Origin of the sequence: Streptomyces pseudovenezuelae, from assembly GCF_001513955.1 — a bacterium.
Taxonomy (GTDB): domain Bacteria; phylum Actinomycetota; class Actinomycetes; order Streptomycetales; family Streptomycetaceae; genus Streptomyces; species Streptomyces pseudovenezuelae.
On sequence record NZ_KQ948146.1, the window covers coordinates 312,554 to 334,348 of the forward strand.

The following is a 21,795-nucleotide window of genomic DNA, read 5'->3' on the forward strand; positions in this document are numbered from 1 at the left end:
TCCGATGACCGACCACAAGGAGCCGCGATGCGTGTCGCCCTGTTCCTGACCTGTGTCAACGACACGCTCTATCCGGACACCGGGCGCGCTGTGGTGAAACTGCTGACCAGGCTGGGCGTAGACGTCGACTTCCCGATGTCGCAGACCTGCTGCGGGCAGGCGCACTACAACACCGGCTACCGGCATGAGGCGGAACCACTGGCCCGGCATTTCTCCGATGTCTTCCGGGACTACGAGGCAATCGTGACGCCGTCCGGCTCCTGCGGGGCGATGGTGCGGGAGCTGTATCCGCGGATGGGTGAGCGGGCCCGGGCCGAGGGGCGCGGGGAGAGCCTGGCGGCCACGCTGGCGCCCGTGGTGCCCAAGACGTACGAGCTCACGGAGTTCCTGGTGGACGTGCTGGGGGTGACGGACGTCGGGGCGTACTACCCGCACACGGTGACCTACCACCCGACCTGTCACGGACTGCGCGGACTGGGGCTCGGCGACCGGCCCCGGCGGCTGCTCCAGGCGGTCAAGGGCCTGGAGCTGAGGGAGCTTCCGGGCGCCGACGAGTGCTGCGGCTTCGGCGGCACCTTCGCGCTGAAGAACTCCGATGTCTCGGCGGCGATGGGCGCGGACAAGGTGCGCAACGCGGAGTCGACGGGCGCCGAGGTGCTGTGCGCGGCCGACAACTCCTGCCTCATGCACATCGGGGGCACGATGGGCCGGCTGGAGTCGGGCATGCGGCCCGTGCACATCGCGGAGATCCTGGCGGGCACGGAAGAGGAGTCGGCCGTATGAGCGGGACGTATCTGGGGATGCCGGCCTTCCCCGAGGCGGCACGCGAGGCCGTCAACAACAAGACGCTGCGCGGCAATCTGCGCCACGCCACGCACACCATCCGCGCCAAGCGGGAGAAGGCCGTCGCCGAGGTCTCCGACTGGGCCGAGCTGCGCGAGGCGGGCAAGCGGATCAAGGACCACACGCTGCGTCATCTCGACCGGTATCTCGTGCAGTTGGAAGAGTCGGTCACGGCCGCGGGCGGCACCGTCCACTGGGCCGCCGACGCCGACGAGGCCAACGAGATCGTGGCGCACCTCGTCAAGATGACCGGCGAGTCGGAGGTCGTCAAGGTCAAGTCGATGGCCACCCAGGAGATCGGGCTCAACGAGGCGCTGGAGGCCGAGGGCATCCGGGCCTACGAGACCGATCTCGCCGAGCTGATCGTGCAGTTGGGCAAGGACCGCCCCTCGCACATCCTCGTCCCGGCGATCCACCGCAACCGGGGCGAGATCCGGGACATCTTCGAGCGCGAGATGAGCGAGTGGGGCCGCCCGGCCCCCGAGGGCCTCACCGACACACCCGCCGAACTGGCGGAGGCGGCACGGCTGCACCTGCGGGAGAAGTTCCTGCGCGCCAAGGTCGGCGTGTCCGGCGCCAACTTCATGGTCGCCGACACCGGCACCCTGGTGGTCGTGGAGTCCGAGGGCAACGGACGGATGTGCCTGACCCTGCCCGAGACGCTGATCTCGGTCGTCGGCATCGAGAAGATCGTGCCGACCTGGCAGGACCTGGAGGTCTTCCTCCAGACACTCCCCCGCTCCTCGACCGCCGAACGCATGAACCCGTACACCTCCACCTGGACCGGCACCACCGACGAGGACGGCCCGCAGCACTTCCATCTGGTGCTGCTCGACAACGGCCGCTCCGACACCCTCGCCGACGAGGTCGGCCGCCAGGCCCTGCGGTGCATCCGCTGCTCGGCATGCCTGAACGTCTGCCCGGTCTACGAGCGGGCCGGCGGACATGCCTACGGCTCGGTCTACCCGGGCCCGATCGGCGCGATCCTCAGCCCCCAACTGCGGGGCACGGCAAGCGAGATCGACGCCTCCCTGCCGTACGCCTCCTCGCTGTGCGGGGCCTGTTACGAGGTCTGCCCGGTCGCCATCGACATCCCCGAGGTGCTGGTGCATCTGCGCGAGCGGGTCGTGCAGGGCGGGCCGGTGGTCCGTGAGGGCAACAAGGTGGTGCTCAAGCCCGCCAAGGGACACGCGGCCGAGCGGGCGGCGATGCGGGCGGCCCGCTGGGCGTTCTCCCGCCCCGGAGTCCTGCGGACCGGCCAGCGGGCGGCGTCGCGGACCCGCCGTGTCCATCCGCGCACCCTGCCGGGTCCCGGCAAGGCGTGGAGCGGCACCCGGGACCTGCCTGCCGTGCCCGCGGAACCGTTCCGCGACTGGTGGCAGCGCACAGACGGCGGCAAGGAGGGCACCAAGTGAGCAGCAGGGAGCGGATTCTGGGCCGGGTGCGGCGGGCGCTGGCCGATACCCCTGGGGAGGACGCCCCGATCGAGCGCGCGTACCTGCGCGAACACGGCGACCGCGGTGTCGAGGAGACGGTCGAGCTGCTGGCCGAGAACCTCGCCGACTACCGGGCGATCGTGCACCGCTGCACCTCGGCCGACCTGCCGGCGACACTCGCCGGAATGCTGGCGGCCCGGGGGGCGAAGACGGTTCTCGTGCCCCCGGGCCTGGAGCCCGCGTGGCTCGCGGACGCGGGGACCGAGCAGGTCCCGGACCGGGCCGGGAGCACCCCGCACGAACTGGACCGGATCGACAGCGTGGTCACGGCGTGCGCGGTGGCCGTCGCCGAGACCGGCACCATCGTGCTGGACGGCGGCCCGGACCAGGGCCGCCGCCGCATCACCCTGGTCCCCGACCACCACATCTGTGTCGTCCGGGTGCCGGACCAGGTCGTCTCCTCCGTGCCGCAGGCCCTCGAACGCCTCGACCCGGTACGCCCGTTGACATGGATCTCGGGTCCTTCGGCGACCAGTGACATCGAGCTGGACCGGGTCGAGGGGGTGCACGGTCCGCGCACCCTGGAGGTGGTACTGGTGGACTCTCAGGCCAGCGAGGACGTCAACTCGTAGCGTCCGGAGGGGAGTTCGTACGAGGCGACCCCGTCCTCGAAGCTCAGGTACGTCACTCCACTCACACCTGACAGGGGTGTGCCGCCCTCGCGCACGGAGCCGGGGTCGGATGTGGGGATGTGCAGGGTCGCGGTGCTGTTGGCGGGGACCGCGATCCGGTGCGTGAACTCGCTCTCCCGCACCGCCCAGGCGCTGACGATCTCCCCGTACGGCGACCGGTGCGAGCCGGTGACCCGGGTGATCCGGCCCGTCGGGTCGAGGTGGGGCCGCAGGAAGAAGTGCCGGAAGCCCGGGTGGGCCGGGTCCCCCGCGATGCCGGCCATGCTCTCGTACATCCACTCCATGATCGCGCCGTAGGCGTAGTGGTTGAACGAGTTCATCTCGACCGGCCCGAAGCCGTCCTCCTTGGAGTACGAGTTCCAGCGCTCCCAGATCGTGGTCGCGCCGTTCTTCACCGAGTACAGCCAGGACGGCATCGCGTCCTGGTGCAACACCTTGTAGGCCAGCTCCACCTGTCCCTCCTCGGTGAGGACGGGGGCCAGGACGTTCACCCCGAGGAAGCCGACGGAGAGGGTGTTCTCGGCGTATCCGACGCGGGTGCTGTCGGGGTGGGCGGCCTTGTAGGCGGCGGAGTTGCCGATGTTCTGCACGAGGAGCTCGACGAGCGCGCGCCGCTGGGCCTCGGTGTCGTACAGGCCGAGTTCGAGGACCCAGAGCAGGGCGGTCTGGCTGTCGTCCTCGGTCCGGGTGGGACTGCCGCCAGGGGTCCAGGGCGGCGGGGAGCCGAGGCTGGAGCGTACGGTGAGCCGGCCGTCCTCGGTGCTCACGTACTTGGTGACGAACGCCCGCTTGATGTGGGAGAACAGCTCCTCGTAGGCGTGGGCCTCGGCGGTGCGGCCGGTGGCGCGGGCCATGTCCGTCATGAGCCGGGCGCTGTGGGCGTAGTAGGCGTCGCTGATGAGCTGGGTGCTGGTGACCTGGAAGGCGAGCCAGTCGCCGAAGATCGCGCCCTGTCCGGCGTAGGTGTCGCCGGTGCGCGCCCGGATCCAGTCCATGTAGGCCGTCATCGCGTCCCAGCTGCGGTCCACGACGGTGGTGTCCCCGCTCATCTGCCACACGGTCCAGGGCACGACGACTCCGCAGTCCGCCCAACCGCTCGCGGGGACCGGGTCGTTGTAGCGGGCGCCGGGCGCGATCCAGGTGAACTGGGCGCCGTCCGCGCCGTAGGTGCGCTGGGAGTCGATCAGGATGTCCTGGAAGTGGCTCAGGAAGGCGACCGCGTCGGTGTTGTAGAGGCCGGTCCGGGAGAAGAGCTGGGTGTCGCCGGTCCAGCCGCAGCGTTCGTCGCGTTGCGGGCAGTCGGTGGGCACCCACAGGTAGTTGCCGCGCTGGCCCCACCGGACGTTGCTGATCAGCTGGTTGACGTCGGCGTCGTCCGTTTCGACGGCGCCGATGTCGTGGAGGGCGGAGGTGGCGACCCTGCCGGTCAGTTCGGTGAGGGTGACGGTGGCGGTCGTGGTGACGGAGAGGTAGCGGAAACCGTAGAAGGTCAGGGAGTCCTGGTGGGTCTCGCCCTCCGGGTCGCCCTTGAGGATGTAGGTGCTCCTCGCCCCGGCGGTGCGGAGGTTGGCCCGGTAGACGGAGCCCTCAGGGCCGTCCGCGCCCGCGCTGGTGTCGTTGAGCATCTCCCCCGGCGCGAAGACGACTTCGGCTCCGGCGGGGCCGCGGAGGGTGTAGCGGGGGACGCCGACCAGGTTCTGGCCGAGGTCGATCACGGCGGTGTCGCCGGGGTGCAGGGTGAGGGGGGCGGTGGCGGCCTCGGCGGGGTCGGTGACCGTGCGGGCGGGGTCGGCGACGGGATCACTGCCACCGGCGTAGACCGTGATCGACCGCGGCCTGCGGTCCCACTCGGGCATCAGCCGGGCCGACTCGCCCGGGTAGGCGACCAGTCGGGAGTCGGGGAAGCGGGTGGTGAAGTCGTGCTCCTCGACCCCGGACCAGGCGGAGGCGTCGAAGCCGTTGTCGGTCCAGCCCGGCAGCTCCCGGCGGGCGTCGTAGGTCTGGCCGTCGTAGATGTCGTCGGCACGGTAGGGGCCGGTGTCCGTGGCCCTCCAGTGGTCGTCCGGCGTGGTCACGACGGTCTGGGTCGAGCCGTCCTCGTAGCGGATCAGGAGCTTGGCCTTGAGGGCTAGGGGGTTGCCCGTCGCGGAGTAGTAGACGCTGTTGTCGGAGACGCGTCCGTTGTACCAGCCGTTGCCCAGGACGGCCGCGAGGGTGACCTGCGGCCGGTCCGCCAGCAGGGCCGTCACGTCGTAGGTGAAGTAGCTGACCGTGGTGTCGTAGTTGGTCCAGCCCGGGGTGAGCAGTTCGTACGTGGTGCCGCCGTCCTGGGGCACGCCGACCCGGCGGCCGTTGACGTGGACGTCGTACACGCCGAGCGCGGAGACATAAAGCCGGGCCTCGCGCACATGGGAGGCCGTCAGCGCCGCCTGCCTTCTCAGCAGCGGCGAGCCCGGGCTGTTCGGGGCCTTGCCCGCCATGGTGATCCACCGCGCGCCGTCCCAGCCGCGCACGCCGTCGGTGCTGAGCAGGCCCGTCTCGAACCATGCCGGCGGGGCGTCGGGGAGCCTGCGGCCGTGCTCGTCCCAGACCTGGACCGTCCAGTGATAGCGGGTCGAGGCGTGCAGTTCGGCGCCCCCGTACAGCACGGCCACCGAGTCCGCCGAGTCGGTCCTGCCGCTGTCCCAGACGTCCGCGCGGCCCTCGGCCAGACGGTCGGGGCTGGACGCGACCAGGACGCGGTAGGCCGTCTGACGCCGGCCGCGGACCCGGGACGCGGTGCGCCAGCCGAATCGCGGGCGGGCCGCGTCCACGCCGAGCGGATCGGTGCGGTGCTCCACCGTGAGGCCCTCGACGGCGGTGCGGTGGACTCCGTCGGTCATGCCGTGGTCCCTTCGGCGGCTCGGTGTTGTATCGATTCAGTCAGGTCGGCGGTTGAAGCTACTGGCGAAAAGGGCGGGTGTCCACTGTCCGCGTCGTGAGTTGAACCGTTCAAAAGCCTGACGGCTCCTCTTCACCGCGATCAGGTCAGCTGTAGACGATCGGGCAGCCGCGCCGCAGGGAGTGCTGGGCGGCGCGCAGGTACAGGGCCACGTAGAACGTGGCGTCGAGGTCCTCGGCCCAGGGCCCGGGGCGTGCCTCGGCGACCCGCTTCGCCTCGCCGTCCAGGAACCACATGGTGAGGTCGAGGTTGTCGCAGGCCTCGGGTATCTCGTCGAGGGGCAGGCGCACGGCCTCGGCCAGCCGTCCCGCGAGGTCGAGGATCCGTGGTGCTCCGGCGATCACCGTCGTGTCCGAGTAGGAGGACTCGACGGGCAGTTCGATCTCGACGTCGAGCGGCACCGGCACCAGCACCGACCAGTCGAGGAGGGACTCCGGCTCGGAGGGCGCCAGCCGGTCCTGCGCCAGCCGCAGAAAGCCCTCCATGGGCGGGACCAGCTTCTCCTCGAACCGCGTCCCCGACCCGCGGACGAACTCCGTCTCCTCGGGCACGGACTCGTACGGCGGCAGCCCCCGGCGGCGCAGTTCCTCGTTCAACCCAGCGGCGACAGCCCCCATGCCCTCCTCCTCGTCCGCGTCGAACCACTCCCGAGCGCCCACGCTCACCAGATAGATCCCCATGCGCCGAAAAGTACAGCGCCCCACTGACAACGCGCCCCGATCGCCTTCAACGGCCCCCGCCTCAGGGACCGGTCAGCAGAAGCGTGGGCAGGGTGTCCTCCAGGATCCGCTCGCGGGGCAGGGTGAGGCCGAAGTGCTGCTGGAGCACCTCCAGGCAGGCCCGGTGCACGGCACGGTGTTCCAGGTCGTCGTCGGGCAGTCCGGCGGCGGTGAGCCGCTGCTGGACGGCGGCGACCACCTCGGGGTCGCCCTCGGGACTGCCGTACCCCCAAGTGCCGTCCAGGTGCAGGTTGAACGCGCACATCAGGTTCTCGTCGTGGCGGTAGGCGAAGCTCGGGGGCACCGGCTTGCCGTTCTCCTCCTCGTACTCCAGGTGGTGGACGTGCAGGCCGCCGCGGTCGACCGGCCGGGTGCCGGTGCCGAACTCGCCCTGCCAGCCGCCGTACTTGATGACGTAGGACCACTCGTCGAGCTCGCCGTGGCGCAGGGCGATGCCGTCCAGCACCTCTCCGTGCAGACCTTCCAGCAGGTCCTGCACCTGGCGGCCGGTGAGTTCGCCGATGGCGCGGGGCCGGTAGGGACGGTGGGCGGTCTCGGCGACACGTCGCGCCAGGGACTCCGATTCGAGGTCGGGTGCGATCACCACGCTGTAGCCGCCCCAGGCGATGGACTGCGGTTCGGCGAGCCAGGCTATTCCGTCGGTCATGGCGGTCAACCCTGCCGTATCCGCCGGGAGGGTGTCACTGAGTACACCTCGGAAGACGGGTTCTGCGCCCCATGTGCCCGGGTCCGTGTCTGCGTAGCTTCTTGAGCGAGGCACACGGCGTGCCGGACGAAGGGGGACGACGATGTTTCACACCACTGCACGACGCGGGCACGACGCGGGACCCGCCGCGGAGGCACTGCGGCTGGTGAAGGTCAGCAGGACCTACGGCACGGACGACAGTGCCGTGACCGCCCTGGACGGCGTCACGTTGAGCCTCGCCCGGGGCACCTTCACCGCGGTGATGGGTCCGTCGGGGTCCGGCAAGTCCACGCTGCTGCAGTGCGCGGCCGGGCTCGACCGGCCGGACAGCGGGATCGTACGGGTGGACGGCACGGAGCTCACGGGTGGCGGCGAGGCGGAGCTGACCAGGTTCCGGCGCGGGCGGGTGGGGTTCGTGTTCCAGCAGTACAACCTGCTGGAGACGCTGACGGTCGCGCAGAACACCGTCCTGCCGCTGAAGCTCGCCGGGCGGAAGGTGGACCGGCGGCGGGTCACGGAGGTCCTCACGGCCGTCGGTCTCGGCGACCGGCTCGGCCACCGGCCCGACCAGCTCTCCGGCGGTCAGCGGCAGCGCGTGGCCATCGCCCGCGCGCTGGTCGCGGACCCCCGGGTGATCTTCGCGGACGAGCCGACCGGCGCCCTGGACACCCGCAGCGCGCGGGACGTGCTGCGGCTGCTCCAGGAGGCGGTGCGGGTGCACGGGCGGACCGTGGTGATGGTGACCCACGACCCGGTCGCCGCCTCCTACGCGGACTCCGTGCTGTTCCTCGCGGACGGCAGGCTCGCGGGCCGGCTGGACGCCCCGACGCCGGACGCGGTGGCCGAGCGCCTCGCGCACCTGGGCGACGACGTGACGGCGGGGGTGTGAGAGATGTTCATGCTGGCGATGCGGTCGATACGGCAACGGCCCGGACGGTTTCTCGCGACCCTGCTCGCCGCCTTCCTGGGCGCGGGGATCATCATGACGTTCAACTCGCTGTACGACACGGCGGCTCAGCCGGGTGTCGACGCGGTGAGCTCGGACACCCTGACCACCTCGGCGAGTGTGGTCGGCGGTTACGGCACCCTCCTGGTGTTCTTCGCCGTGGCCTCGACACTCACCGTCAACGTCCGTCAGCGGGCGGGTGAGTTGGAGCTGCTGCGCTGCTCGGGGGCGACGCCGGGGCAGATCAGGCGGATGGTCGTGGGCGAGTCCGTGGCGGTCGCCCTGATCGGTACCGTGCTCGCGATCGGTCCGGCGATGCTGGGCGGGCGGGCGCTCCTGGGCGTCTTCCAGGACAGCGGGCAGGTCGCTGAGAACGTCGAGCCCTCCTTCGGCCCCGTGGCGCTGATGTCGGGCGTCGACATCACGCTGGTCGCGGCGGCGGGCGCCGCCTTCCTCGCGGTGCGACGGGCCGGCCGCGGGCGTCGGCAGCGGGGCCGGGCGCGCACGGTCCTGGCGTACGCCGCACTCGGCACCGGGGCCGTCTCGGTGATCTCCACCTTCGCCTTCTCGGCGACGGACGAGGCGCTCATGGCGACGCCGGCGTACGGGGCGATCCTGCTGTCGGTGGGGTGCGCGCTGCTCGCGCCGCGGCTGCTCAAGGGTGTCCTGGACCGGCTGCCGCTGACCGGGGCGAGCGGCTGGCTGGCCGTGCGGAACCTGCGCCGGCGGGCGGACCACCTCTCCGGGATCCTGATGTCGCTGATCCTGTTCACGGCAGTGTCCGTCGCCACGCTGTCCATGCAGGGCGTGGAGAGCGACGCCGTGAAGGCCTCGGGCGCGGTGAAGACGGTCGACGCGAAGAACCTTCAGACGCTGAACCTCACGGTCGTCGGCATCATCGTGGTGTTCGTGTGCGTGATGCTGGTCAACTCGCTGTACGCGGCGACGACCTACCGCGGCCGGGAGTTCGGGCAGCAGCGGCTGGCCGGGGCGAGCCCGCGACAGGTGCTGGGCACGGTGGGCGTGGAGGGGCTGATCCTCACGGCGCTCGGGCTGTTCTTCGGCACCGTGGCGGCGCTGGCCGGGATCATCCCGTTCACGGTCGTCCGCACCGACTCGGTGCTGCCGCATCAGGGTCTCGGCATCTGGCTGGCGGTGGCGGCGATCGCGGCGGCCGCGACGATCGGGACGAGCCTGGCCACGGCCCGCCGGGTGCTGCGCACCCCGGCGGTGGAGGCGGTGGGACTGGCGGCCTGAGGAGCACCGGCGGACTACGGGCGTCACCTCGGTGGCGCCCGTGGCCGTGCCCGCTCCCACCACGTGACAGAACCGGTGAACAAGCGCTTAGATAGTTGGCGGTACGAGTTCGCGCCGCCCGGGAGGCCCCGTTGCTGTTCACATCCGTCGACGACGTCTCCGCACGCCTCGCCGAGACCGGCTACCTCGCCTCGCCCGCGGTCGCCACGACCGTGTTCCTCGCCGACCGGCTCGGCAAGCCGCTCCTGGTCGAGGGCCCCGCCGGGGTCGGCAAGACGGAGCTGGCCAAGGCGGTGGCCGAGGTCGCCGACGCGCGTCTGGTGCGGCTCCAGTGCTACGAGGGCGTGGACGAGTCCCGGGCGCTGTACGAGTGGAACCACGCCAAGCAGTTGCTGCGGATCAGCGCGGGGCGTGACGAGACCTGGGACGAGGCGCGCACGGACATCTTCAGCGAGGAGTTCCTGCTCTCCCGGCCCCTTCTGACGGCGATCCGCGGCGACGAGCCCAAGGTGCTGCTGATCGACGAGACCGACAAGGCGGACGTCGAGGTCGAGGGGCTGCTCCTGGAGGTGCTCAGCGACTTCCAGGTCACGGTTCCCGAGCTGGGCACGATCACCGCGTCCCGCCGACCCTTCGTCGTCCTCACCTCCAACGCCAGTCGCGAGCTGTCGGAGGCCCTGCGCCGCCGCTGCCTGTTCCTGCACATCGGGTTCCCGGAGGAGGAGCTGGAGCGGCGGATCGTACGGCTGAAGGTGCCGGGGCTCGACGAGACGCTGGCGAAGTCCGTGGTCCGGGTCGTGGGAGCGCTCAGGGCCATGGACCTGCGCAAGGTGCCCTCGGTCGCCGAGACCATCGACTGGGCGCGTACGCTCCTCGCGCTCGGCGCGGACCACCTCGACGAGACGGTCGTTCGGGACAGCCTGGGCGTGCTCCTCAAGCACCAGGACGACATCCTCAAGGCCGGGGCCAAGCTCGACCTGGACGCGGTGTGAGCACCGCCGAGCGGCTCACCTCCCTGGTCGGCGCCCTGCGCGCGCACGGCGTGCGGATCGGGACGGGCGAGACGGTGGACGCGGCGCAGGCGGTCGAGGCGCTCGGGTTCGCCGACCGCGAGCTGCTGCGGGAGGGCCTGGCGGCGACTCTGCTGCACAGCACGGCCCAACGGCCGGTGTTCGACCCGGTCTTCGACCTCTACTTCCCGCGGGGCGTCGGCGGGCCCGACACCGGTCCACCGGACCGGGACGACCTGCGCGAGCGGCTCGCCGGGGCCCTGGCCGCGAACGACGAGAGCCTGCTGGCCCGCCTCGCGGCAGAGGCCGTCGACGGATTCGGCGGATACGGCAACTCCCCTTCCTCGGACGGCTGGTCGTCGTACCAGACCCTCGACCGGCTGCGCCCGCAGACCCTGCTCGCGCGCGTCCGGGACGACGTGCGGGGGCGGCAGGGCATGTCCGGGTTCACCGACCGGCTGCTGGAGGACGAGATCCGGCGGCGCATCGAGGCGTTCCGCGCGCTGGTGGCGACGGAGGCCCGGCGGCGGGTCGCGGAGCGGCGGGACCGGGACCGGATCGCGCGGCGGGCGGTGGCGCCGACGACCGACCGGGTCGACTTCCTGTTCGCGGGGAAGGACCGGCTCGCCGAACTGCGGCGCACGGTCCAGCCGTTGGCCCGCAAGCTCGCCACCCGGCTCGCGGCCCGCCGCCGACGCGCCGCCCGGGGCAGTATCGATCTACGGCGCACCCTGCGCGGCTCGCTGTCCACGGGCGGGGTGCCGATGAAGCCGGTGCTGCGCAGGCGCCGGCCGGCCCGGCCCGAACTGGTGCTGCTGTGCGATGTGTCGGGCTCGGTGTCGGGGTTCTCGGACTTCACGATGCTGCTGGTGCAGGCGCTGCACGACCAGTTCAGCAAGGTGCGGGTGTTCGCCTTCGTCAACCGTATCGACGAGGTCACCCGGCTCCTGCGGCACGGGGCGGCCGACGCGGAAGGGCTGAGCGCCCGGATCCGCGCCGAGGCCACGCTCACGGGATGGCACGGCAGCAGCGACTACGGCGTGGCGCTGGGCGAGTTCGCGTCGCTGTACGGGGACGCGCTGAGCCCGCGCACGACGGTGTTCGTCCTCGGTGACGCCCGCACCAACATGAGCGACCCGAACCTGCCCGCCGTCCGGGAGATCACCGAACGGGCGCGCCGCGTCTACTGGTTGAACCCGGAGGCGCGGGCGCAGTGGGGCACGGGCGACTCGGCCGCGTACGAGTACGCCGAGTCGGTGGAGATGCACGAGTGCCGCAATGTCCGCCAGCTCAGCGCCCTGGTGGGACGACTGCTGCCGATCTGACCGCCCGCGGGGTCGCCCAGGAAAGCCGCCGGCATCTCCCGGCCCTGACGTCGACGTCCAGTTCAGGTCGTGGAACCCGCGCCGGGCCGGCGATCACGGCGATCACTGCCCGCATGGGCGGAGGGGGCCGGACTCGTCGGTGTACCGTCCGCGCCGACGCTCGAACGGGACACGGTCGCCCGGATGCCCCCGGCGCCAAGGCGACGGTCAACGGTCAACGGTCGACGAGAGGGTCGGTCGATCGGGAAGGCCGCCGGCATCTCCTCGGCCCTGACGTCGACGTCCAGTTCAGGTCGTGGAACCCGCGCCGGGCCGGCGATCACGGCGATCCCGGCCCGCATGGGCGGAGGGGGCCGGACTCGTCGGTGTACCGTCCGCGCCGACGGCTGGCCCGTCGCCGGCGTGGCTCAGGCCGCCAGCTGCGGGTACAGCGCCGAGAGATCCGCGGCGAGTCCGGCCTTCACCTGACGGGTGAGGTCGTCGGCGAGGACCTCGAAGGCGCCGGCCTCGATGCCGTCGAGGGCCTGCGCGGCCACGCTCTCGGGCGTGACCTTCGGGGCGTCGATCTTCGCGGTCATGTCCGTGTCGACGTATCCGACGTGCAGTCCGGTGACCTCGATCCCGCGCGGCCTCAGGTCCAGGCGCAGGGAGTTGGTCTGCGACCACAGGGCGGCCTTGGAGGCGCTGTAGGAACCGGCGACGCCGAGCCACGACAGGACCGAGTGGACGTTGAGGATGTGGCCGCCGCCGTTGCGCTCGATGACCGGCACGAAGGCGCGGGTGACGAGGAGCGGTCCGAAGAAGTTGGTCTCGAACTCGCGGCGGACGTCCTCCACGGGGGCGTCCAGGAAGCTCGCGTTCACGGACGCGCCGGCGTTGTTGATCAACAGGGTGACGTCCTGGGCCTGTTCGGCGGCGGCCGCCACGGAGGCGGGGTCGCTCACCTCCAGGGCCAGCGGCACCGCGTCGGGGTGGGTGACGGTCCGCGGGTCGCGGGCGGTGGCGTACACCTTCTTCGCCCCACGCTCGTACAGGGCCGTCACCAGCGCCCGGCCGATGCCTCGGCTGCCGCCGGTGACCAGGGCGACGGAACCTTCGATGGTGGTCATGGGAGTCTCCAGCAACGTTGAGAAACCGATCGGTTTACCTACGCCGCCAGAGTAAACCGATCGGTTTCCGATGGCAAGGCGAGACCTCTTCCCTACGCTCCGAAGCGACGGAGGGGGACCCATGAAGGCAGTCGTCCAGGACCGGTACGGCTCGGTGAACACACTGGAGCTGAGGGAGGTCGAGCAGCCCGTGCCGGCCGCCGACGAGGTGCTGGTGCGCGTGCACGCGGCCTCGGTGAACGCCTACGACTGGCACTACCTGCACGGCGACCCGAAGATCGCCCGGCTTTCGTTCGGGCTGCGCGCGCCGAAGGTGCGGATCCGGGGCCGGGACTTCGCGGGCCGCGTCGAGGCCGTCGGCACCGAGGTCAAGGGCCTGTGTCCGGGCGACGAGGTGTACGGCGAGGCGGACGGGACCTTCGCCGAGTTCGTCTGCGCCAAGGACGGCGAAACGGACCTCAAGCCCGCCGGCCTCTCCTTCGAGCAGGCGGCCGCGATGCCGCTGGCCGCGAACACCGCGCTCATCGGGGTGCGGGACGTGGCCGGAGTCCGGGCCGGACAGTCCGTCCTGGTGAACGGCGCGTCGGGCGGCGTGGGGACCTTCGCCGTGCAGATCGCGAAGGCGTACGGGGCTGAGGTGACCGGTGTGTGCGGCGCACGCAACGTCGAACTCGTCGGCTCCCTCGGGGCGGACCAGATCGTCGACTACACCCGGGAGGACTTCACCCGGACCGGACGCCGCCACGACGTGGTGCTGGACCTGGTGGGCAATCGGTCCCTGGGCGATCTGCGGCGCGCGACGACCCCCGGCGGGACGATCGTCCTGTCCGGCGGCGGTGTCTACGAGGGCGGCAGCGTCCTCGGTCCGATGCGGCTCCTGCTGGGCGGGCGGCTGCTCTCCCCCTTCGTGCGCCAGCGTGTCCTGCAGCTTCCGGCCCGCGCGAGCAGGAAGAACCTCGCGGCACTGCGGGAACTCACCGAGGCGGGCAGGATCGCCCCGGTCGTCGAGCGGACGTACCCGCTCAACGAGGCGGCCGAGGCCATCCGGCATCTGGAGGTGGAGCACGCGCGCGCGAAGATCGTCGTCACGGTGTGAGCGGTGCGTAGTGAGCGGTGAGCGGTGCCGGTGCCGTCACGGCGTGCGGTGGGACGGACCGGGAGCGCTGTGCCTCACTGGCCCTTCGCGTAGTCCTTCGCCATGCCCCCCGCGAAGTCGTAGACCACGCACTGCTCGTCGCCGACGACCCAGGCGTCGTGCCCGGGGGCCAGCACGAAGATGTCGCCGGGACCCACTTCGCCCTCGCCGCCCTCGTCCATGACGACGTGCATACGGCCCTGGACCACGTATCCGTTGTGGTGGACCTCGCAGCTCTTGGTGCCCGCGATGGGACCCACGGACTCCGACCAGCGCCAGCCCGGTTCGAAGGTGCCCACGGCGAAGTCCAGTCCGCTCATGTGGACCGCTTCCAGGTGGCCACGCGGGAAGTCGCGGCGCTCGTCCGGCTTGTCGAGCGTCTTCACCTCAAACATGACGGCTCTCCCTTCCGGCCGTGTTGCGGTACGGCCGGGGCCGGTCTCCGTCTCCCGCCCTTCCTGGGCAGCACCGGCGGGGGCCGAGCCCCATCACCCCATCGTCCGCCTGTCCAGCCGGGCCCGCCATTCGGGTGACGGGCGCAGCGGTCAGTCCCCGCCCGCGCAGAGCCGCGCGAAGCGGTCCGCGTCGACATTGCCACCGGAGACGATCACCCCGACCCGGTCCGGCAGGCCGCTCACCCGCCCGCCGAGCAGGGCGGCCAGTGCGCTCGCGCCGCTCGGCTCGACGACGATCTTCAGCCGCTCGAAGGCGAATCGCATGGCCGCGCGGATCTCGTCGTCGGAGATCAGCGCGATCTCGTCGACCAGCCGCCGGTTCACCGAGAAGGTCAGCTCGCCGGGCGTGTCGAGGGCCTGTCCGTCGGCGATGGTCTTCGGCACCGGGATGCTGACGCGCCGCCCCGCCTCCAGGGACCGCATGGTGTCGTCACCGGCCTCCGGCTCCACACCGATCATGCGGATGCCCGGATGCAGGCCCTTGGCGGCGGTCGCGCTGCCCGCCATCAGCCCGCCCCCTCCGACCGGTGCGAGCAGCGCACCCAACTCGCCCGTCTCCTCCAGGAGTTCGAGGGCCGCTGTGCCCTGTCCCGCCATCACGTGCGGATGTTCGTACGGCGGGACGAGCTCCAGGCCCCGCTCGGCGGCCAGGGCCTGGGCGATGGCCTCGCGGTCGCCGGTGTAGCGGTCGTACGTGATGATCTCGGCGCCGTAGCCCTCGGTGGCCGCCCGCTTGGAGGCCGGGGCGTCCTCGGGCATGACGATCACCGCGGTGGTGCCGAGCTCGCGGGCGGCCAGGGCGACGGCCTGGGCGTGGTTCCCGGAGGAGTAGGCGGCGATGCCCCGGGCCAGTTGCTCCGGGGCGAGCCGGGAGGCCGCGTTGTAGGCGCCGCGGAACTTGAAGGCGCCGACCCGCTGGAAGTTCTCGCACTTGAGGAAGACCTCGGCGCCGACCAGGGTGTCGAGGGTCCGCGAGCGCAGCACCGGTGTGCGGTGCGCGACGCCCTTGAGCCGGGCCGCCGCGTCCCGGACGTCGTCCAGGGTGACCGGCGGGGTGGTGGTCGTCACGAGTGGCCTCCGGTGTTCGCCTGTTTTCGGGACTGGGACAGATAGCTGTAGGCGGAGGCACGGGAGATCCCGAGCCGTCCGGCCACCTGCTCGATCGCCCGCCGGACCGCGAACACGCCCCGTTCGTCCAGGCTGCGGAACAGGTCCAGGCGCCCGGCGCGGTCGAGCAGCGCCCACGACTGGTGCCGGTGCGCGTCGAGCATGACGTCGACGACGGAGTCGATGTCGTCACCGAAGGCGGTGACGGGCGGTTCCGCGGGAGCCGTGGCGGTGCCGGCGAGGGCGCCCAGCAGGGCGTGGACCTCGCTCGCCGCGGTGACGTCGACATTGACGCACAACGCGCCGAAGACCTGGCCCGAGGAGTCCCGCAGCAGCATCGTCGACGACTTGAGGAGCCTGCCGGTGTCGGTCCGGGTGACGTAGTTCAGCTCGTCGGCCGCCTCGTCGCCGCGCGTGAGCATCCGCATGCCGATCTCGCTCATGGCCCCGCCCACCGTGCGCCCGGTCAGCGAGCCGGCGACGGCCACCACCGAGTGCTCCGGTCTGCGGTAGTCGTGCAGCACCGCCTCGCACACCGGTCCGAAGGTCGCCGCGATCCCGTCGACGACCGGTGTGAGCGCCGCGATGATCGCGTCCCGCTCGGCCTCCATCACGGCCTCCCCTCCACCAGTACGTCCAGACTAGCAATCCACCCTCTGGACCACCAGTCCAATCCTGTTACCCCTTTCCACCCTGTCCGCGGATCTTGACGGCTGTCATGTTACCGGTAACATTGCACTCCCGCTGACTCGAAGGGATGCCCCGCATGCCCGCTCTGACGACGTCCACCGACGGTTTCCTCCTGCACGGCGAACCGTTCCGGATCATCTCCGGGGCCATGCACTACTTCCGTATCCACCCCGACCAGTGGACCGACCGGCTGCGCAAGGCCCGGCTGATGGGCCTCAACACCGTCGAGACGTATCTGCCGTGGAACCTCCACGAGCCCGAGCCGGGCAGGCTCGTCCTGGACGGCTTCCTCGATCTGCCCCGCTGGCTGCGTCTCGCCCAGGACGAGGGCCTGCACGTCCTGTTGCGCCCGGGGCCCTTCATCTGCGCCGAGTGGGACGACGGCGGTCTGCCCGCCTGGCTGCTCGCGGACCCCGGCATCCGGCCGCGCAGCAGCGACCCGCGGTTCACGGCGGCGTTCGACGGCTACCTCGACCGGCTCCTGCCCGTGCTCCGGCCGTTCATGGCCGCGCACGGCGGTCCGGTGATCGCCGTGCAGGTGGAGAACGAGTACGGGGCGTACGGCGACGACACCGCGTATCTCAAGCACGTCCACCAGGCGCTGCGGGACCGTGGTGTCGAGGAGCTGCTGTACACCTGCGACCAGGCGAACGCCGAGCACCTGGCGGCCGGCACCCTCCCGGGCACGCTCGCCACGGTCACCTTCGGCAGCCGGGTCGAGGAGAACCTGGCCGCCCTGCGCGCTCATCAGCCCGAAGGCCCGCTGATGTGCTCGGAGTTCTGGATCGGCTGGTTCGACCACTGGGGCGGCCCGCACCACGTACGGTCCGCCGCCGACGCCGCCGCCGACCTGGACCGCCTGCTGTCGGCCGGCGCCTCGGTCAACATCTACATGTTCCACGGCGGCACCAACTTCGGCTTCACCAACGGCGCCAACCACAAGCACGCCTACGAGCCCACCGTCACGTCCTACGACTACGACGCCCCGCTCACCGAGAGCGGCGACCCCGGCCCCAAGTACCACGCGTTCCGCGAGGTGATCGCCCGTCACACGGCCACGCCGGACGAGCCGGTGCCCCCGATCGCGCCCCGGCTCCCGCTCACCGACGTGGACCTGGACCACCGGGCGCAGCTGCTGCCGTACCTCCGCGGGATCTCGTCGACGCACACCGAGACCCCCGTGACGATGAACGACCTGGGCGTGCACACCGGTTACGTGCTCTACCGCGCCACGCTTCCCGGCTCGGGCGACGGGCTGCTGCACTTCGCGGGCGGCGTCGGGGACCGCGCCCAGGTCTTCGTGGACGGCGCCTGCGTGGGCGTACTGGAGCGTGAGCGGCACGACGAGACGCTGTCCGTACGGGTCCCGCACGCCGGTGCCGTCCTGGAGGTCCTGGTCGAGAACATGGGCGGGGTCAACTACGGGCCACGCATCGGAGCGCCCAAGGGACTGCTCGGCCCGGTGTCCTTCCAGGGCACCGCACTGCGCGGCTGGGAGTGCCGGCCCGTGCCGCTGGACGACCTGACCGCCGTGCCGTTCGGGCCGTCCGAGGCGACCACGGACGCGGTACCCGCCTTCCACCGGGGCACCTTCGAGGTGGACAGCCCCGCGGACACCTTCCTCTCCCTGCCCGGCTGGACCAAGGGACAGGCCTGGGTCAACGGCTTCCACCTCGGCCGCTACTGGAACCGCGGCCCCCAGCACACGCTGTACGTCCCCGCCCCCGTCCTGCGCCCCGGCACCAACGACCTGGTGCTGCTGGAACTGCACGCCACCACCGGCACACGCGCCCAGCTCACGGACACGCCCGACCTCGGACCGGAGACCGACTGATGTCCCATCCGCACCGTCTGCGCCTCCCCTACGCCGCCGGGCCCCCGCTGACCGGGCATCTGCCCTTCGCGGACGCCCCCGGGGTGTCCGACCCGATCGCGGTCACCAGCCGCTGGCTCACCCGCGGCGGCCGTCCCTGGTTCCCGGTGTCCGGCGAGTTCCACTACTCCCGCTGTCCGGCCGGTGAGTGGGAGGAGGAACTGCTGAAGATGAAGGCGGGCGGGGTCACCGCCGTCGCCAGTTACCTCATCTGGATCCACCACGAGGAGATCGAGGGCCGCGTCCGCTTCGACGGCGACCGCGACCTGCGCCGCTTCGCCGAGCTGTGCGCCCGGCACGGCCTGGACTTCATCCCCCGCATCGGCCCCTGGTCGCACGCGGAGGTCCGGAACGGCGGTCTGCCCGACTGGGTCGTGGCCCGCGACTGCGTGCCCCGCACCGACGACCCGGTGTACCTGGACGCCGTACGCCCCTGGTTCGCGGCGATCGCCCGCCAGTTGGACGGCCTCGACCGGGCGCACGGCGGTCCGGTCGTGGCGATCCAGATCGAGAACGAGCTCTACGACCAGCCCGGCCATCTGCTGACGCTGAAGCGGATGGCCCAGGAGGCCGGCCTGAGCGCGCCCCTGTGGACCTCGACCGCGTGGGGAGGCGTGCAACTCCCGCCGGACGAGCTCCTTCCGTTGTACGGCGGCTACACCGAGGCCTTCTGGACCGAGGCCGACGGCGGCTGGCCCGACACCTGCCGCAAGCACTTCTTCTTCACCCACCAGCGCGACGACGAGGGCATCGGATCCGATCTGCGCCCGGTGCGCGTGCGCGGCGGCGAACCCGACGCGTTCGCGGACCGGTTCCCGTGGGCCACCTGCGAGTTGGGCGGCGGCATGGCGGTGTCGTACCACCGCAGGCCGTACGTCGATCCCGATGACATCGGCGCGCTCGGCCTCACCAAGATCGGCTGCGGCTCGGTCTGGCAGGGCTACTACATGTTCCACGGCGGCACCAACCCGGCAGGTGAGCTCAGCACCCTGCAGGAGTCGCACGCCACCGGCTATCCCAACGACCTGCCCGTCCTGACGTACGACTTCCAGGCACCGCTCGGCGAGTACGGCCAGTACCGGCGGACGTACCACGAACTCCGGCTCCAGCACCTGCTGCTGGCGGACTTCGGGCATCTGATCGCCCCCATGCGGTCCACGCTTCCCGACCGGCTGCCGGACGGGCAGTTCGACCGGGACACCCTGCGCTGGGCGGTGCGCGGTGACGGCACCTCGGGCTTCCTGTTCGTCAACAACCACCAGCCGCACGAGCGGCTGCCGGAGCACCCCGAGACGTCGTTCACCGTCGAGTTTCCCTCGGGCGGTGGGGAGTTGACGCTGCCCGGCACTCCTGTCACGGTCCCGAGCGGCGCGTACTTCTGCTGGCCGCTGCGTCTCGACGTGGCCGGTCTGCGGCTGGAGTGGGCCACCGCCCAGCCGGTGTGCACGGTCGACGTCGACGGCCGGACGGTCCTGGTGCTGGCCGCGACGGACGGCGTCGCGCCCGAACTCGCCCTCGACGCGGCCACGGTGTCGGCCGTGCACACGCCCAGCGGTGCCGTCACCCCGGTCGGCGACCGGCTGCTGGTGACCGGGCTGCGTCCCGGGACCGAGGCCCTCGTGGAGGTGGACACCGCCGAGGGCGGAAGGGCCGGTCTGCTGGTCCTGGACGCGGCGACGGCCCGTACCGCCTACCGGGGCGAGGCGTGGGGTGCCGAGCGGCTGGTGCTGAGCGGGGACGGTGTGGTCTTCGACCGGGACGAGGTACGGCTGCACGGGTCGGGGACGGCCACGTCGTTCGCCGTGCTGCCCGCGCCCGAGCGGGCGCCGGTGGTGGACGGGGTGCGCGCGGAGGCGGTCACGGACGGGGTGTTCACCCGTTACGCGGTCCCGGCGGCGCGGGCCGTCGAGGCCTCCGCGCCCCGGGTCACCCTCGTGCGGGCCGCCGGTCCCGCCCCCGAGAGCGTCACCGGCGTCCTGGGCCGGGCGAGCCTCCCGGCCGACAAGTACTTCGACACCGTGGCCGCCGAGTACCACGTCGAGGTGCCGGACGGACTGCCGCCCGGGACGCTGCTGCGGCTGCGCTGGAGCGGGGACGTGGGGCGGGCCTACGTGGCGGACACGCTGGTCGCCGACCAGTTCTGCGCGGGGCGGGTCTGGGACATCGGCCTGGACCGGCTGCCCGCGGACACGCTGCGCGCCGAGGGTCTGCGGCTGCGGGTGCTGCCGCTGCACGCCGAGGCGCCGGTCCATCTGCCCGAGCGGGCGCGCGGTGCCCGGCAGACGGCCGCCGTCACGCACGCCGAGTGGATCCCCCGGCACACCTGGTCCCTCCGGGCGTCCTGACCTGCCCGTGGAGCCCCGTCCACCTGCCGGATCCCCGGTCCCGGCCCGCCTATGCTGTGCTCCCCGGGCGGGCCGGGACCGCCGTACCACCGCCACCACCACGTCGAGGAAACCGCCACCATGACCCCAAGCCCCGCCGAGGGAGCCGTACCGAAGGGGCGCAGCCGACGCAACTTCGCCGGTGCGCGCCCGGTGATGGACGACGTGGCCCGGCTGGCCGGTGTGTCCAAGCAGACCGTCTCCCGGGTGCTCAACGAGCACCCGTCCGTGCGCCCCGAGACCCGCGAGGCGGTCCTGACGGCCATGCGGACCCTCGGCTACCGGCCCAGCCGCAGCGCCCGGTCGCTGGCCAGCGGGCGGACCCGGATGCTCGGGGTGATCACCTTCGACGCGGCGCGCTACGGGCCGGCCGCGATCCTGACCGCGATCAACACCGCGGCCCAGGAGGCCGGTTATCTGCTGAGCTCCATCTCCCTGGACTCGGCCGAGCACGAGACGGTCGTCGAGGCGGTCGACCGGCTCTGTGCCGAGGGCGCGGACGGGGTGATCGCCATCGCCCCGCAGCTGTGGGTGGGCCGCGCCCTGGCGGACACCCGTCTGGACACCCCGCTGGTGGTGCTGGAGAACGGCTTCGACGCGGAGACCGAGCGGGTCACCGGTGACTCGCGCGAGGGCGCCCGCAAGGCCACCGCGCATCTGCTGGGGCTCGGCCACCCGACCGTGTGGCACATCGCGGGACCGAGCGGCTGGACCTCCGCGGACCAGCGTCTGGAGAGCTGGCGCTCCACACTGGAGGCGGCCGGGGCGCCGGTCCCCGAACCGCTGTTCGGCGACTGGAGCTCCGACTCCGGCTACCACCTCGGGCGCCGGCTGGCCGCGCGCGGGGACGTCACCGCGGTGTTCGTGTCCAACGACCAGATGGCCCTCGGCGTCCTGCACGCCTTCCACGAGGCGGGCCGCTCGGTGCCGGGCGAGATCAGCGTGGTGGGCTACGACGACATCCCCGAGGCCGCGCATCTGCTGCCGCCGCTGACGACCGTGCGCACGGACTTCGCGGAGATCGGCACCCGGTCCCTGCGGCTCCTGCTGAGCCGGATCGACGACTCGGCCGAGCCGCCGCCTCCCGACTCCCTCGTCCCCGTCGACCTCGTGATCCGCGCGAGCAGCGGGGCGGCACCGGGGCGCTGAGGGCGGTGCCGTCCCGGT

General features: G+C 71.9%; 18 protein-coding genes. 11 read left to right on the forward strand and 7 right to left on the reverse strand.

What is annotated here, in order from left to right:
- Nucleotides 1–27: 27 nt before the first annotated feature.
- The 3 genes from AQI94_RS13545 to AQI94_RS13555 are packed head-to-tail and all read left to right on the forward strand — an operon-like array spanning nucleotide 28 to nucleotide 2,911.
- Nucleotides 28–783: a (Fe-S)-binding protein gene (locus AQI94_RS13545; protein ID WP_031038340.1), complete on the forward strand. Its 756-nt coding sequence runs from the start codon at nucleotides 28–30 to the stop codon at nucleotides 781–783.
- Nucleotides 780–2,258: a LutB/LldF family L-lactate oxidation iron-sulfur protein gene (locus AQI94_RS13550; protein WP_031038337.1), complete on the forward strand. Its 1,479-nt coding sequence runs from the start codon at nucleotides 780–782 to the stop codon at nucleotides 2,256–2,258. The genes AQI94_RS13545 and AQI94_RS13550 overlap by 4 nt, the downstream gene beginning before the upstream one ends.
- On the forward strand, nucleotides 2,255–2,911 hold the full coding sequence (locus AQI94_RS13555; protein WP_031038334.1) for a LutC/YkgG family protein: 657 nt from the start codon (nucleotides 2,255–2,257) through the stop codon (nucleotides 2,909–2,911). The genes AQI94_RS13550 and AQI94_RS13555 overlap by 4 nt, the downstream gene beginning before the upstream one ends.
- On the opposite strand, the gene AQI94_RS13560 is transcribed toward AQI94_RS13555, so the two are convergent.
- From AQI94_RS13560 to AQI94_RS13570, 3 genes are all read right to left on the reverse strand, one after another.
- Nucleotides 2,884–5,853 (reverse strand): alpha-L-rhamnosidase, encoded by a 2,970-nt coding sequence (locus AQI94_RS13560; protein ID WP_031038333.1) that lies wholly within the window; start codon nucleotides 5,851–5,853, stop codon nucleotides 2,884–2,886. The genes AQI94_RS13555 and AQI94_RS13560 overlap by 28 nt on opposite strands.
- A gap of 145 nt (nucleotides 5,854–5,998) precedes the next feature.
- A complete protein-coding gene (locus AQI94_RS13565; RefSeq protein WP_031038331.1) occupies nucleotides 5,999–6,592 on the reverse strand; it encodes a hypothetical protein in 594 nt (197 codons plus the stop codon).
- Nucleotides 6,593–6,653: 61 nt separating this feature from the next.
- Nucleotides 6,654–7,298 carry a hypothetical protein gene (locus AQI94_RS13570; RefSeq protein WP_031038330.1) on the reverse strand — a complete coding sequence of 215 codons (645 nt, stop codon included), beginning with the start codon at nucleotides 7,296–7,298 and terminating at the stop codon, nucleotides 6,654–6,656.
- Between the two features lie 142 nt (nucleotides 7,299–7,440).
- Here AQI94_RS13570 and AQI94_RS13575 point away from each other — a divergent pair, with 142 nt between their 5' ends.
- From AQI94_RS13575 to AQI94_RS13590, 4 genes are all read left to right on the forward strand, one after another.
- Complete coding sequence (locus AQI94_RS13575) at nucleotides 7,441–8,226, forward strand: ABC transporter ATP-binding protein (RefSeq protein WP_031038328.1); 786 nt, start codon at nucleotides 7,441–7,443, stop codon at nucleotides 8,224–8,226.
- 3 nt (nucleotides 8,227–8,229) lie between these two features.
- On the forward strand, nucleotides 8,230–9,540 hold the full coding sequence (locus tag AQI94_RS13580) for an FtsX-like permease family protein (RefSeq protein ID WP_062229742.1): 1,311 nt from the start codon (nucleotides 8,230–8,232) through the stop codon (nucleotides 9,538–9,540).
- Between the two features lie 134 nt (nucleotides 9,541–9,674).
- Complete coding sequence (locus AQI94_RS13585) at nucleotides 9,675–10,532, forward strand: AAA family ATPase (RefSeq protein ID WP_031046081.1); 858 nt, start codon at nucleotides 9,675–9,677, stop codon at nucleotides 10,530–10,532.
- Nucleotides 10,529–11,875 (forward strand): vWA domain-containing protein, encoded by a 1,347-nt coding sequence (locus AQI94_RS13590; RefSeq protein WP_062229743.1) that lies wholly within the window; start codon nucleotides 10,529–10,531, stop codon nucleotides 11,873–11,875. Before AQI94_RS13585 ends, AQI94_RS13590 begins: the two co-directional genes overlap by 4 nt.
- 407 nt (nucleotides 11,876–12,282) lie before the next feature.
- On the opposite strand, the gene AQI94_RS13595 is transcribed toward AQI94_RS13590, so the two are convergent.
- Nucleotides 12,283–12,984: an SDR family oxidoreductase gene (locus tag AQI94_RS13595; RefSeq protein WP_031046075.1), complete on the reverse strand. Its 702-nt coding sequence runs from the start codon at nucleotides 12,982–12,984 to the stop codon at nucleotides 12,283–12,285.
- A 121-nt stretch (nucleotides 12,985–13,105) separates the two neighbouring features.
- On the opposite strand from AQI94_RS13595, the gene AQI94_RS13600 reads away from it, so the two are divergent.
- Nucleotides 13,106–14,080 carry an NAD(P)-dependent alcohol dehydrogenase gene (locus AQI94_RS13600; protein ID WP_031046072.1) on the forward strand — a complete coding sequence of 325 codons (975 nt, stop codon included), beginning with the start codon at nucleotides 13,106–13,108 and terminating at the stop codon, nucleotides 14,078–14,080.
- Nucleotides 14,081–14,154: 74 nt separating this feature from the next.
- Here AQI94_RS13600 and AQI94_RS13605 read toward each other — a convergent pair whose 3' ends face one another.
- The 3 genes from AQI94_RS13605 to AQI94_RS13615 form a co-directional block, all read right to left on the reverse strand.
- Entirely contained in the window at nucleotides 14,155–14,514 is a 360-nt protein-coding gene (locus AQI94_RS13605; protein ID WP_031046069.1) for a cupin domain-containing protein, read from the reverse strand.
- 150 nt (nucleotides 14,515–14,664) lie between these two features.
- A complete protein-coding gene (locus AQI94_RS13610; protein ID WP_031046067.1) occupies nucleotides 14,665–15,642 on the reverse strand; it encodes a threo-3-hydroxy-L-aspartate ammonia-lyase in 978 nt (325 codons plus the stop codon).
- Nucleotides 15,639–16,292: a helix-turn-helix transcriptional regulator gene (locus AQI94_RS13615; protein WP_031046064.1), complete on the reverse strand. Its 654-nt coding sequence runs from the start codon at nucleotides 16,290–16,292 to the stop codon at nucleotides 15,639–15,641. The genes AQI94_RS13610 and AQI94_RS13615 overlap by 4 nt, the downstream gene beginning before the upstream one ends.
- 155 nt (nucleotides 16,293–16,447) lie before the next feature.
- On the opposite strand from AQI94_RS13615, the gene AQI94_RS13620 reads away from it, so the two are divergent.
- The 3 genes from AQI94_RS13620 to AQI94_RS13630 all read left to right on the forward strand — a co-directional run bounded on the left by AQI94_RS13620 (nucleotide 16,448) and on the right by AQI94_RS13630 (nucleotide 21,777).
- Nucleotides 16,448–18,205 (forward strand): glycoside hydrolase family 35 protein, encoded by a 1,758-nt coding sequence (locus AQI94_RS13620; RefSeq protein WP_031046061.1) that lies wholly within the window; start codon nucleotides 16,448–16,450, stop codon nucleotides 18,203–18,205.
- Entirely contained in the window at nucleotides 18,205–20,589 is a 2,385-nt protein-coding gene (locus AQI94_RS13625) for a beta-galactosidase (protein WP_031046058.1), read from the forward strand. Before AQI94_RS13620 ends, AQI94_RS13625 begins: the two co-directional genes overlap by 1 nt.
- Before the next feature lie 120 nt (nucleotides 20,590–20,709).
- Entirely contained in the window at nucleotides 20,710–21,777 is a 1,068-nt protein-coding gene (locus AQI94_RS13630) for a LacI family DNA-binding transcriptional regulator (protein WP_031046055.1), read from the forward strand.
- Nucleotides 21,778–21,795: the final 18 nt, after the last annotated feature.

What these genes read in the sequence shown, in the direction of transcription:
- AQI94_RS13580 (WP_062229742.1), top strand. Translation starts at nt 8,230, where the DNA reads ATGTTCATGCTGGCGATGCGGTCGATACGGCAACGGCCCGGACGGTTT.
- AQI94_RS13560 (WP_031038333.1), bottom strand. Translation starts at nt 5,853, where the DNA reads ATGACCGACGGAGTCCACCGCACCGCCGTCGAGGGCCTCACGGTGGAG.
- AQI94_RS13550 (WP_031038337.1), top strand. Translation starts at nt 780, where the DNA reads ATGAGCGGGACGTATCTGGGGATGCCGGCCTTCCCCGAGGCGGCACGC.
- AQI94_RS13630 (WP_031046055.1), top strand. Translation starts at nt 20,710, where the DNA reads ATGACCCCAAGCCCCGCCGAGGGAGCCGTACCGAAGGGGCGCAGCCGA.
- AQI94_RS13565 (WP_031038331.1), bottom strand. Translation starts at nt 6,592, where the DNA reads ATGGGGATCTATCTGGTGAGCGTGGGCGCTCGGGAGTGGTTCGACGCG.
- AQI94_RS13625 (WP_031046058.1), top strand. Translation starts at nt 18,205, where the DNA reads ATGTCCCATCCGCACCGTCTGCGCCTCCCCTACGCCGCCGGGCCCCCG.
- AQI94_RS13605 (WP_031046069.1), bottom strand. Translation starts at nt 14,514, where the DNA reads ATGTTTGAGGTGAAGACGCTCGACAAGCCGGACGAGCGCCGCGACTTC.
- AQI94_RS13575 (WP_031038328.1), top strand. Translation starts at nt 7,441, where the DNA reads ATGTTTCACACCACTGCACGACGCGGGCACGACGCGGGACCCGCCGCG.
- AQI94_RS13595 (WP_031046075.1), bottom strand. Translation starts at nt 12,984, where the DNA reads ATGACCACCATCGAAGGTTCCGTCGCCCTGGTCACCGGCGGCAGCCGA.
- AQI94_RS13620 (WP_031046061.1), top strand. Translation starts at nt 16,448, where the DNA reads ATGCCCGCTCTGACGACGTCCACCGACGGTTTCCTCCTGCACGGCGAA.
- AQI94_RS13545 (WP_031038340.1), top strand. Translation starts at nt 28, where the DNA reads ATGCGTGTCGCCCTGTTCCTGACCTGTGTCAACGACACGCTCTATCCG.
- AQI94_RS13615 (WP_031046064.1), bottom strand. Translation starts at nt 16,292, where the DNA reads ATGGAGGCCGAGCGGGACGCGATCATCGCGGCGCTCACACCGGTCGTC.
- AQI94_RS13570 (WP_031038330.1), bottom strand. Translation starts at nt 7,298, where the DNA reads ATGACCGACGGAATAGCCTGGCTCGCCGAACCGCAGTCCATCGCCTGG.
- AQI94_RS13600 (WP_031046072.1), top strand. Translation starts at nt 13,106, where the DNA reads ATGAAGGCAGTCGTCCAGGACCGGTACGGCTCGGTGAACACACTGGAG.